A 12,286-nucleotide genomic window follows, 5' to 3' on the forward strand; every position below is an offset into this window, starting at 1 on the left:
TATCTACTGTAGGGTTAAGCATATTTAGGTCAATAAGTATGGCCTGAATCTCGCGAGTCAGGTGTTCATCATCGGCGAGGGTTTTTACGTCGTATTTAAGGTCTGTCCCCAGAAAGTCTTTGAGTTCCATATTAGGTTGATAGAACAGGAAAATAGTAATCAGGAGCTATAATATACTATTCTCTGGGCTAGACCAAATTATGGGACTTTTTTGAGAAGTTGGTTGGAATTTTAGTATGTTTTAAGTTTGGGGAGTAGTTATTGTCATTTGTTTAATTTTCTATAGTTGGGGCTAGAGCAATTCTAGGCAGCTCTAATTATAACTATTCAACCGGAAATAATATTACGGCAGGAATTTTCAATAGAATTATTTACCACAAATAGAAAATATTCTATGGCATGAAGAAATTTGAGAGATACGCCTAAAAATATTAGGCGTATCTCTTTACAATCTGAGTATTTGAAGATATATTACAGTCAGGTTTTAAAAGTCAAGTAGGTTTACAAGGAATCAGACCTGTGAACCTACATTTCTTTTTTTTGCTTCAATCCTTTAGCAGCTAAAGCACCGATACCGAAGAGAGCGAAAACGGAAACTGGTTCTGGGACGTCCTGTGGCTGTGGCTGTTCCTGTTGCTGTTGCTCAATCTCTTCCACTTTGATGTCAATAAAAGCATTCGTGAAAGAAGTAGCAGTTAAACCACCAGCTCGCAGTTGATTTAAGTTCCATCCTGCGCCTCCACTAGCAAGAGCTAAGTCTATATAATCTTCTCGAGTAGTTCCCTCATCTCTGGTAACAATACCATTTAAGGATGGAAGTTGGGTTGTTGTGAATCCACCACTGCCGTCAGCCATATAAGCATTGGCTTCAGAGTTAACTCCAATAGCATCATTCACAAAGTTAGCATTGACTACAGCATTCAATAAAATATCATCTGAAGTGTCTGCAGTTCCTCGCTGTAACCCTTCCAGGATATTAGTGAAATTGAGGCTAAAGTTGCGATTATTCCGATATTCGTCTGTTACCAGGATGAAGTTAACAGCAACACCTTCCCGGAAGGTATAGTTATTCAGAGCAAAGTCAATTGCAGAATAACCATCTTCAACTCCACCAGATAACAGTAAATTATTAGTCGCATTAGCAAATTCATTAGCAGTGCCAAATTTACCTCCACCTACAGCCAAAGGGCGTCCTAAGTTACCATCCTGGAGACCACTACCAAATCCAACAAGACCATAACGGTTGCCTGTGATACCTTCGCTTTCTAGAGCTACATCTAGTTGTGGAATCATGCTGCCGAGCCAATCTTACTCCCCATCCATAGAACGGGATTCATCAATAATAACGACAACATCAGAGCTTCGTAAGCTGGCAGCAGTTGCAGTCTGAGTTCCTGCCATCAAGAAAGCTAGAGAAAAAGTTCCAATTTGTAAGTATTTGTTGTTAAGCTTCATTGGTTTACTGATTTTTAGGTTTACAAGACTTACGCAAAGCATCTATAAAATTCTGTTTTTCGTAGGGGCATTTGATCAAATGCCCCTAAAGATAGCGTACGTGGCTAAGTTCTGGTTTATTCGTTGTTTAATGTTGCTAGTTATAGCTATAAGAGGGCTTTGTTGCATGAAAGTGCTTTAAGCATTATAAAACAAGGGTTTATCAAGAAAATATATAAATGAGAAAATGATCCTCTGTAAAGGTTTCTGGATATTAGTGCAACAAAGCCCTATAAGAGTTGAAGCCGTTGGTATCAATCTGGTTTATTTCTTACACTTGTATATTAAACTCCCTCAAGAAACTTTTGCAATACTTTTGGCTTAACTTCACAGAATATTTAAAATTTAGTGAAAATATTTTTGAGTAAGAAAATTAGTAAAGTCACTTCTGAGTTTGGGTTTGAGGTGTCTAGTTATGCAAAAATGGATTATGAAGTTTTGATGAAACTAGATGGGAAAGTGTATCCGGAAAGTTTCGGAGTGCTAAGATAAAAGTTTGAGCAAAAATGTCAAGACTTACAGCAGTTTTTATTTCGTTAGACCCATAGTAGGGACGTTGCATGCAACGTCCCTACGTTGAACAGTCGTCCGCAGCGACGATAGGAAGCAATCTCAGGGGTTCGCGGAGATTGCTTCCTTCCACTCCGTTCCAGTCGCAATGAGGAACGCAGTAATAATTACCCGGATTCTATATAAGACCTCTCCCCCAGCCCCTCTCCTGCAAGGAGAGGGGAGTTTCTCCCCCTTCCCTACCAGGGAAGGGGGTTGGGGGGTTAGGTTTTTTACGCTTGCTTAGGTCGAAACACTACTACTCCATAAGCATCAACAGATAAATATTTCAATGCTGCTTGTTGAATATCTGACGACTCAAACGCTTGAATATGTTGAGGATAATTGAGCGCAGGTACTAAGTCTCCCACTACTGACTGATAGTAACCATACAAACTCGCTCGATCGCTTGGTGTTTCATTAGCAAAAATAAACCTATTCGCCACTAATGTCCGAATACGTTTCATTTCTGTTTCTGTCACCGACTCTTGTTGGATACTATAAATGTGATGAGCGATCGCTGCTTCGACTTCAGCTAAATTTTCTTCTGGCAGTCTGGCGGAAATATAGAAAACACCTTGATGACGATGACTCATGTTACTCACACCAATAGAATAAACCAAACCTCGTTCTTCTCGTAAGTCACGCACGAGGCGAGATGTTTTCCCCTGACTCAAAATAGTTGCCAACACATCTAAGGCATAAGTTTCATATAATTCGTTTAACCCAGGTACGCGCCAAACCATCATTAACCTTGGTTGCTGAAGAGCTTCATCTATCACTTCATGGCGAACTATTTCTGTAAAAGGTGACTCTGATTTTAGATTGATATTAGATGGCAGTGGTATTTCTGGAGTATTTCGACTATTGTCAGCTTCTGTAAATGAGTCTGTGACAATATCAATTAATTCTTCTACTGGTAAATTTCCGACTACAGTAGCAGTCATGGAATTCGGTTGATACCAACTCCGGTGAAAGTCGCGCATTTGTTGAGCTTGCAGTTGAGAAATAATTTCTGCCGGACCTAATACTGGGCGACGATAAGGTAATTTTTCAAAGGCAGTTTCAATGACTTTTCGGAAACAACGACGGTTGGGGTTATCATCTGAACGCCGAATTTCTTCGAGAACAACAGACCGTTCTCGTTCAAAAGCATCATCAGCAATACTGGGGTTAAGGAGTACCTCCCATTGCAAAGGTGCTAACTTAGCAAAGTCTTTGGGAGCGGTGGTGATGTAAAAGTGGGTATAGTCTTGACTGGTGGCAGCGTTCATTACGGCGCCTTGTTGTTCTACTAAACGTTCAAATTCGCCACTGGGAAGTTTGGGAGTACCTTTGAAAATTATATGTTCGAGAAAATGGGCCATCCCGTTGATTGATTCAGATTCTAAAGCAGATCCAACATTAAGCCAAATATTGAGGTTGACAGCTTCAACTGGCAGGTGTTCGGCGATGATGGTTAGTCCATTTGGTAGTTGACGAATGGTGGGGGCGTTGAGATGTGGGAGGGTTGGTGAGACTAAAGTTGAGGTCATTCTTGCTATATCTGTTGTTTATCTTCACTATATATAGCAGAAGGAAACAAGAAAAGAAATGTGGTTCAATAATTAATAATTAATAATTAATTATTACCTCTTCTTAAAACATTGAGGATTGGTTGAAAGGAATTTTTTTGTTCTCAAGGGGAGATTGAATATGGCGTACTTCGGAGCGGCTCTGCATTCAGAGGGAAACCTCGCCATCCCATCCCTCGACCGCTTTTTATCCTTGCTCATAAGAGGCTTTAAACCTTAATTTTTCGGTAAGAGATCGGGAAATGGGGAGTTGGGGAGTTTGGGAAATAGGTAGTTGGGGAAATGGGAGAAATTGAAATACATCCTCTTGTTTTCCCTTCGATAAGAAGGTTTTTTTTGATAATTATGAGACTCCAGAAAACAGGGAGTAGGGAGTAGGGGGAAATAATTGACGGTTTATGCGTATGGGATTGATTTAATTTTTGATTTTTGGAGATGTCTATTAGCTAGGAGCGTGTTAATTATTCATATTTTGATTTTTCTTCGACTCCCCTGCTCAATAAAATGAGGAACTTACCTCACCAAACCTGATTTCTGCTTAAGTCGTGGTAATTTTTTACGGTTTTACTTAATTTTCTAGTGAAAAATATTTTGATTATGTCATTTTATTATTTGGCCAATCGTTAACTTTCCAGAAATACTTGTAGATGTTAATTAGCTATTCACTATTAGACATCTCCAGAAAAGAGGGAACAGGGAATAGGGAAGAGGAATTGATAATTTATGGATAATAATTGACTTTACTTTTTATTTTTTGAGATGTCTATTAGCTAAAACTTATAGGATTTGAGTTTTCCATACTTATCAACTTTCGATTAAAAGATGGTGGTTTTCAAACTACCGAATAATTTTTGATGAAAAATATCTAAAAGTTAACAAAATTTTTTATCAAGAAAATTGAAAAATTTCTGAAGTGCAACATCTCTGAGTGTAAAGATGAGGCAAAACACTAACTAATAGTTTTGTTCAACTAAAAGTAATAGGACTTAAATGAGGGAAGAGTTTATACAATGTCGAATAATCAAACGCAAAGCATAAATTTGGTGGAAATTGCCAATAAATTTAAGATAGAAGGAAAGTTGGAGGAGGCAATAGCTAATTTTCAAGCTGCTGTAGAGGTTAATCCTGACTGTTCATTAGGATGGGAAGGTTTGGTTGAATCTTATCAAAAAGTCATTGAAAATCATCCTCAAAATTTAAAAAATTATCAAATTTTAGGAGATATTCTCAGAAAGAATGGTCAGCACCAAGTGGCGATTGACTATTATCATAATGCTTTAAAATTTTTCCCAAAAAATGAATTGATTTATGGGTTTATTGGAGATACTTACCGAGAAATTAAGCAGTTTAATAAAGCGATTGATTATTATCGAAAGGGGATAGAGTTAAGTCCTAAGACTGTTTGGTTATATATCAGATTGGGGGGTATTTTAAGAGACCAAGGAAATTTAGAGCAAGCTGTTAGTTGTTATCGACAAGCAATGGAGTTAAATCATAATAATTCCTGGGTTTATATTGGATTAGGAGATATTTATAGAGAACAGGGAAATTTAGAAGAGGCTATTGTTTGTTATCAGGATGGATTAAAAATAGAATTGAGTCCTGAAACTGTTTGGTTATATATCAGATTGGGGGATATTTTCAGAGACCAAGGAAATTTTGAACAAGCTATTAGTTATTATCGCCAAGCAATGGAATTGAGTCCGAATCATTCTTTAGTTTATATTGGATTAGGAGATATTTATAGAGAACAGGGGAATTTGGAAAAGGCTATTGTTTGTTATCAGGATGGATTAAAAATAGAATCGAGTCCTAATACTGTTTGGTTATATATCAGATTGGGCGGTATTTTAAGAGAACAAGGAAATTTGGAGGGTGCTATTGGTTATTATCGACAAGCAATGAAATTAAATCCAGATAATTCCTGGGTTTATATTGGGTTAGGAGATGTTTGTCGAGAACAAGGGAATTTAGAAGAGGCTATTGTTTATTATCAAGATGGCTTGGAGGCTTTTCCCCAAGATTATTGGTTACATATAAAATTGGGTGAAGTTTTTAATCAAGTTGGGAATTTTGCAGCAGCAATTACTGTTTATCAAAAGGCAATTAAATTACAGCCGAAAAATTTAGTTGGCTACAATAATTTAGTTATAGTTAATACGAATATAGGCGATATTAAGACTGCTTTAGAAACTTATGAAGCTGCTATTAGTTTTAATTCTAATAATCCTAGGATATATGTTAATTTAGGAAATTTTTACCTGAATCATTTACAACATTTTGAGGCTGCTTTAAGTAATTACGATAAAGCATTGAAACTAGATTCAGAAAATTTACCTGCCTCTGTAGGTAAAGGTAAAGTCTTGGTTAAATTAGGTAGATTTGAGGCAGCTAGAAAATTATTTAGTGAATTGGCTGAACAGTTTCCAGATAAAATCTTGGGTTGGGAAAATTTAGCTAAAGTTGCTGAACAACAAAAAAAGTGGAATATTGCATTAGAAAGGTGGGAAATAGCTATAAATAAATTTCCTGAAAAACTGTCTTTTTATATTGCTAAAGGTAATGTGTTAATTAAGTTAGGTAAGTTTAAGCAAGCAGAAGTTATATTTAATGATGTATTAGAAAAATTTCCCGATCGCTCTGATGGTTTATGCGGTTTAGCTCGGGTATTAGAACAGGAGCAAAAGTGGGATTTAGCATTAATAAAATGGCAAGAAATAATTGAAAAATTTCCCAAACATATTCTTGCTTATATGCGTTGCGGTGAGATTTTGATGAAGTTGGAAAAATTGGCAGAAGCGGAGTCAATTTTTGAGGAATTGTCGCAATATTCTAGTGAAGGTTATCTCGGTTTAGGTAATTTATATTTTCGTCAATGCAAATATCAAGCAGCTATTGATAATTATCAAAAAGCCAGTAGTTCGGGAAAATTTTTATCTGCTTATTCTCATCTCTGTCGATGTTTTTTGACTATTGGCAATCTAGATAATATTAATCAATTTGTGGATGATTTTATGGCTAGAAAATATATATTTAATCAACATCGCCTAATTAATGAAATTATTGAAGTTTGTGAATTAGCTGCTAATGGTAAATTAGAGCGGGCATGGAATATTTATCAGATTAATTTAGAAACTTGTCGAGATTTTTATAGCAAGAATTTACTAGAAGCTTTGCAATACAATCACCTTGTCTTTATTTTATCTGTCTTAAGTATAGTTCGTTCTTGTTTAGCTAATAATCGACCTGAATTCGTTGAAAATATAATTAATTTTGTTCGCCAAAACCAGAATATATTTATAATTCAACATATTACTTTGTCAATAATTTATCTCTACTTGGGGCTTGATTATGCAAATGCTAAAAAATCTAAACAAGCAATTTCACATCTGCAAAATAGCTTATTATTAAATCCCGAAAATCAGTCTTGCTTACCTCTAATCAAAACTAATTTACAACAACATAATCATCTCGCGGGCAAGATTCCCGCATTGGTTAATTCATCTAATAGTAAGATAGCTATTATGATTATTTCCTGCAAAAAAAATCTTGATAAAATTCAAGTTTTGAGAGAGAAACTATATCAAAAAATTAACCTGCCCTACTGTTTTGTAATTGGAGAACCAGAATTAAGTTCTGATTGGCAAAATGAGGGAGATATTTTATATGTCAAATCTCCTGATAATTATGAATCTTTACCCCTAAAAGTTTTCCAAGCATTTCAATATTTCCATTGTTGTTTTGATTTTCAGGGAGTGTTGAAGTTAGATGATGATACCTGGATTAAAGATATGCCAAGATTTTTAGAATTGATAGATTGGTTCTCAACAGAATCTACCCAGGATTATATGGGTAATACTCTAGGATATTCTATCGGTAGGTCTTGGCATTTTAGTAAATGTGAATCTAAATCCATCGATCAAACTCCTTATGATTTGCCATTTGTGGCGCGGTGGTGCGATGGTGGGAGTGGATATTTTCTGTCTCGAAAAAGTCTGGAGATTTTGTTTGAATATACAATGAAATATCCTGGTTGTTTCCGTGGAGAATTATATGAAGATGTCTTAGTTGCAAAGATTTTATATTTGAATGGTATTAAACCTTATGATTTTAATTTAATTCAGTTAGGAATTATTTCTGGTGATATTCAGCCAAATTTACAAGATTTAGATGCAGAAGTTTTTTTAAAAGAGGGGCGAGAAGCTGCTAAACAAGGAAATTTAAAACTTGCTATTGACAACTTTCATAAAGCTATTGAAATTCAACCAGACCAACCACTAAAAATTTATAAAAGTTTGAGTCAATTTTTGGTCGAAATAAATCAAGTAGATGGAGCGATCGCTGTCTTAAAAGCAACAATAGATAGATTTCCTGAAGACGCCAGTCTTAATCTAAAGTTAGGAAATATTTTAGCTGACAAAGGAGAAACTGAATCTGCTCTAAAACATTATAGTCAGGCAATAAAAATAAATCCCAATCAACCCCTAAAAGTATATAAAAGTTTGAGTCAATTTTTGGTCGAAATAAATCAAGTAGAGGGAGCGATCGCTGTCTTAAAAGCAACAATAGATAGATTTCCTGAAGATGCCAGTATTAATCTAAAGTTAGGAAATATTTTAGCTGACAAAGGAGAAACTGAATCTGCTCTAAAATATTATAGTCAGGCAGTAGAAATAAATCCCAATCAACTACCTAAAATTTATGATGCCTTAAAATTACAAGTATTTAGAGTTCTAAAGTTTGAGGAACTAGGATTAGTTTATTTACCAATTCCTAAATGTGCTAGTACCACTCTCAAACATATTTTTTACTCCTTAAAATTTAACAAAGAATATTCTGAAACCACACACATTCATCGGTTCTTGCATCCCTATACTAATGTTTTAGAGCATCTCGAAAATTTAGATAACTATTTCAAATTTACTGTAATTCGTGACCCAATTAAGCGACTATTATCTTGTTATAAAAATCTTGTCTTACATCATAAGATATTTTGGTTAAAATCGGTGCGACGCAAATTAGAAAATGCTGGTTTAAAACCCGAACCTGACATTAACTTTTTTGTTGAAAATTTAGAAAATTACTTTCAATTTTCTGATGATATTATTCATCATGCTTTACCCCAGAACAAATATTTAGGTAAAGACCTCAGTATTTATGATTTTATTTGCCCAATTGAAAATTTAGAAAATCTCAGACAAATAATTTCTCAAAAAGCAAAAGTTGAAATAAAATTTCCTCGACTGCAAACTGAGGGTCCCAAAATAACTCTCAAAGATTTAACAGAGAAGTCTTTGACAAAATTGATAGAATTTTATGCAGAAGATTATCAACTATTACAAGATTTTTATTCTGTTGATGCTATTTGGCAAGAGTATAAAAAAGTTAACAGTTATTGAAATTTTTACTTACAGCAGTCGAAGCAAAGATTAGGACATTTCTAAACCCTGAAATTCTCTAACAGTCTGCTGTACCATTTGCCCTATTCCCTATTCCCTATTCCCTATTCCCTAGTGCTATAAAAAATATGTCTTTAAATTTTGAATCAGTTTTAATTGTCACCTATGGTAGAAGTGGCTCAACTTTACTGCAAGGTATTTTAAATAATATTGACGGAGTTTTGGTCAGAGGCGAAAATAATAACTTTATTTATGGATTATATGAAGCTTACAAAAAATTGATCGATACTCGTAATCATCGAGATACTTCTCAAACTAATCATCCTTGGTTTGGAGCAGAAGAAATAAATCTAGAATTATTTTTAGATTACTCTCAGCAAATGGTTAGAAATCTTTTATTAGCTGACCAAAAAAATCAGAAAAATATCCTCTGTTATGGATTTAAAGAAATTCGATATTTTGAAGTCTATCAACAACAAAAAGATATTGCTGATTACTTAGACTTTCTCGCTAAAATTTTTCCCACTCCTGCTTTTATTTTCAATGTCAGAAATCTAGATGATGTCTTAAAAAGTGGTTGGTGGGCAAATACCGACCGAGCAGAATCTAGAACTGAACTAATGAATCTTGAAACAGCTTTTCATACCTATAAAACAACTCACCCAGAAAATACCTTTATAATTTCCTACGAAGATGTAGTTTCAGAATCAAATAATTTCAAATTATTATTTGATTTTTTAGGTGCTAAATATCCAGAAAATATCGATAAAATTTTATTAACTCCTCACAGTTACGGCCAAAAGAATATTCAGACTTATCAAAATTTTCTGCTTAAACTAACACCTACATCTTTACATAGTCACTTATTTTCTGTCTGTGAAATTGATAATGTGCCAAACAAGATATTACCTGGTCAAGAATTTAATCTTGCTGGTGTAGTTATTCCCACAAATAATCAAATTTCTGTTTCGGCAATATATACAATTTCTTCTGGTCAAATAATTCCAGCAGAACTAGGCTTAAGCTCTCCAGTTTATGGCGAGAAATATCCTACAGTTAAAGTTAGTAAAAATGCTCGTTTTAAATTTCATAACATTATTCTTAGTGAGTCAGCAAAATTAAATATTTTTGTGGAAATAAATAATCGTCAAAAAGTAGAAATAGCTACACTTTATATATCTTAAATTTACTGACTACAAGCGATCGCTCTTAATAACAGAGAAAGCTCGCTATCTAAGTATTCTGAGTCAAAGACATTAGAGATATCCAGTAAATAAATAAATCTTTTAGGACTTATACCATATCCGAATAATCAGTGATAAAAAAAGTATATGGTTTGTAGTAAAGCTCTCAGCCCGATACATACTTTTTGCTCAAGTCCTACTACAAACTTTAATTATAACTATTCAACCGGACATAATATTATACCATATCCGGATAAGAGCGTGATAAAAACACTTCTTTCTCCTGACTCCTGTCTCCTGACTCCTATCTCCTGACTCTTCCCTAATTATTTATAACTGTTAAACCGGACATGATATTACGCAAAGAAACCCGGTTGCTAGGACAAATAGTTGGTTTTAACAATAAACATCGACGACAAAACCAGGTTTCTGGGTTCTCGTGCGTAAGTTCTGTATTTTCTGAAACCACTCTGGTGAAATTACATGGAATGTCTCTAAATTCTTTTTCGGAAATATCTATATAGTTATTAGACTTGGTTGTTTTTTTTCTTGGGTAACAAACCTGCAAAACCGATTGCTAACAACCCCATAACTACAGAAGGTTCAGGAATATCTTGAGTGTTTTTATTTGCAGTTTCTCCATCTGAAGTGTCTTCATGTAAAGTTTCCCAATCTGAAGTTTCTACATCTGAAGTGTCTTCATGTAAAGTTTCCCAATCTGAAGTGTCTCCAGAAGGTTTAGGAGCATCTTGAGTGTTTTTATTTGCAGTTTCTGCATCTGAAGTTTCTCCATCTGAAGTGTCTGCATCTGAAATTTCCCCATCTGAAGTGTCTGCATCTGAAGTGTCTCCATCTGAAATTTCCGCATCCGAAAAACTTTTGGCCTGAATAAAAACAGCAGAATCCCGCTGATCATCTTTTGTATCAGCGATCGCTAGTTTCATGGTATAAGATCCAGCATTTAATCCTAGTGCTTGTGCAGTAAAAACATTAGTAAAACCATCATATTCTAGATCAAACAATTCTCTAACACTAACATTATCCTTGTCATTGTTGTTAAAAAATTCTGGGTGACTAGCATCATCTCCTTCACCCTTGCCATCTCTACCCCCATTAACTGTATTGATGGCAACTGGAGTAGTTGTGCCAGGAATTAGGGCAATATTCTTTCCATCTAGGAAGAAACCGAAGACATCATTGAACTCAGTATTTACAAATTCGTTATATTCCTCAGAGGCAAATACATAGTTGAAGAAAACATCACCCCCTTCAGTGTCAAACTGAAATTCCAGAGTAGTTGCATCCTTTGTTGTCGATCCTGTAATCAAGGTATCTAAATCTGGATCTCCATCCAAACCATTCCTAGTTTTGTATGAGCCATCAAAATGATTAGGACCTTCTGCATCCTTTGCTGTTCCTGTAGTCAAAATAATACCTTTATCGATACCAATTCCAGATAATAATCCATCTGTGAAAATTCCTGAAGCGACATTTGCACCTGTATACTTGATAGAATCTTGTACAATTGTAATCCCACTGTCACTGTCAATAATTTTACCTACCAATTCATTCCCATTACTGGTGGGAGTTATGGAAATTGCTTGAGCTATAGTTGTTCCACTGAGGGAAATAAAAGCTGTACCGGCAACCGCCATTGAAAGTTTCTTGAAAAATTTTGAAGTAGTCATACCCTAATTAGTCCTTAAAAATTTTATTTTTAAATTTCTTATCTGTAATTTTCCGGTTTTATCGGGTGATATTTATCTTGATAATATGTGAAATTTATCTATTAAATTAGTGAAATATAGCTGAAAATATGTGAGTTATTCTCGTCAGTATTTTTTAGAACCTTATATCCTTTCTAGCATATATACGGATAAATCGGATTACTTTTGAATTAATTTTCCATAATTTTACCAAATCTTCATAATCGAGTATTGGTGTGATTGCAATATTCCCTTATATCCTTTCTAGCATATATACGGATAAACCAGATTACTTTTGAATTAATTTTTCATGACTTTACCAAATCTTCATAATCGAGTATTGGTGTGATTGCAATATTCCCTTATATCCTTTCTAGCAT

General features: G+C 34.6%; 8 protein-coding genes. 3 read left to right on the forward strand and 5 right to left on the reverse strand.

The genetic code is table 11. The features are described from left to right. Positions 1–525: 525 nt before the first annotated feature. The 4 genes from F6K22_RS14485 to F6K22_RS14500 all read right to left on the reverse strand — a co-directional run bounded on the left by F6K22_RS14485 (position 526) and on the right by F6K22_RS14500 (position 3,578). Complete coding sequence (locus tag F6K22_RS14485; RefSeq protein WP_293098797.1) at positions 526–1,293, reverse strand: hypothetical protein; 768 nt, start codon at positions 1,291–1,293, stop codon at positions 526–528. A 15-nt stretch (positions 1,294–1,308) separates the two neighbouring features. Next, entirely contained in the window at positions 1,309–1,455 is a 147-nt protein-coding gene (locus tag F6K22_RS14490; protein ID WP_293098800.1) for a hypothetical protein, read from the reverse strand. A 448-nt stretch (positions 1,456–1,903) separates the two neighbouring features. Next, the gene (locus tag F6K22_RS14495) at positions 1,904–2,056 is read right to left on the reverse strand and encodes a hypothetical protein (RefSeq protein WP_293098803.1); all 153 of its coding nucleotides are present in this window, start codon (positions 2,054–2,056) and stop codon (positions 1,904–1,906) included. A gap of 220 nt (positions 2,057–2,276) precedes the next feature. Then, positions 2,277–3,578, reverse strand: coding sequence for a M16 family metallopeptidase (locus F6K22_RS14500; protein WP_293098806.1), 1,302 nt, complete (start codon positions 3,576–3,578; stop codon positions 2,277–2,279). 1,049 nt (positions 3,579–4,627) lie between these two features. Between F6K22_RS14500 and F6K22_RS14505 the strand changes: the two genes are divergently transcribed. From F6K22_RS14505 to F6K22_RS14515, 3 genes are all read left to right on the forward strand, one after another. Next, complete coding sequence (locus F6K22_RS14505; protein ID WP_293098809.1) at positions 4,628–9,016, forward strand: tetratricopeptide repeat protein; 4,389 nt, start codon at positions 4,628–4,630, stop codon at positions 9,014–9,016. Between the two features lie 128 nt (positions 9,017–9,144). After that, positions 9,145–10,200, forward strand: a complete 1,056-nt coding sequence (locus F6K22_RS14510) for a sulfotransferase (RefSeq protein WP_293098812.1) — start codon at positions 9,145–9,147, stop codon at positions 10,198–10,200. 350 nt (positions 10,201–10,550) lie between these two features. Further along, the gene (locus F6K22_RS14515; RefSeq protein ID WP_293098816.1) at positions 10,551–10,724 is read left to right on the forward strand and encodes a hypothetical protein; all 174 of its coding nucleotides are present in this window, start codon (positions 10,551–10,553) and stop codon (positions 10,722–10,724) included. Between the two features lie 3 nt (positions 10,725–10,727). Here F6K22_RS14515 and F6K22_RS14520 read toward each other — a convergent pair whose 3' ends face one another. Beyond that, on the reverse strand, positions 10,728–11,888 hold the full coding sequence (locus tag F6K22_RS14520; protein WP_293098819.1) for a choice-of-anchor L domain-containing protein: 1,161 nt from the start codon (positions 11,886–11,888) through the stop codon (positions 10,728–10,730). Positions 11,889–12,286: the final 398 nt, after the last annotated feature.

This window comes from Okeania sp. SIO2F4, assembly GCF_010672385.1.
Taxonomy (GTDB): domain Bacteria; phylum Cyanobacteriota; class Cyanobacteriia; order Cyanobacteriales; family Microcoleaceae; genus Trichodesmium.

Coding starts and splice junctions, on each gene's coding strand:
- F6K22_RS14520 (WP_293098819.1), bottom strand. CDS start 11,888: ATGACTACTTCAAAATTTTTCAAGAAACTTTCAATGGCGGTTGCCGGT.
- F6K22_RS14495 (WP_293098803.1), bottom strand. CDS start 2,056: ATGCAACGTCCCTACTATGGGTCTAACGAAATAAAAACTGCTGTAAGT.
- F6K22_RS14505 (WP_293098809.1), top strand. CDS start 4,628: ATGTCGAATAATCAAACGCAAAGCATAAATTTGGTGGAAATTGCCAAT.
- F6K22_RS14510 (WP_293098812.1), top strand. CDS start 9,145: ATGTCTTTAAATTTTGAATCAGTTTTAATTGTCACCTATGGTAGAAGT.
- F6K22_RS14515 (WP_293098816.1), top strand. CDS start 10,551: ATGATATTACGCAAAGAAACCCGGTTGCTAGGACAAATAGTTGGTTTT.
- F6K22_RS14485 (WP_293098797.1), bottom strand. CDS start 1,293: ATGATTCCACAACTAGATGTAGCTCTAGAAAGCGAAGGTATCACAGGC.
- F6K22_RS14490 (WP_293098800.1), bottom strand. CDS start 1,455: ATGAAGCTTAACAACAAATACTTACAAATTGGAACTTTTTCTCTAGCT.
- F6K22_RS14500 (WP_293098806.1), bottom strand. CDS start 3,578: ATGACCTCAACTTTAGTCTCACCAACCCTCCCACATCTCAACGCCCCC.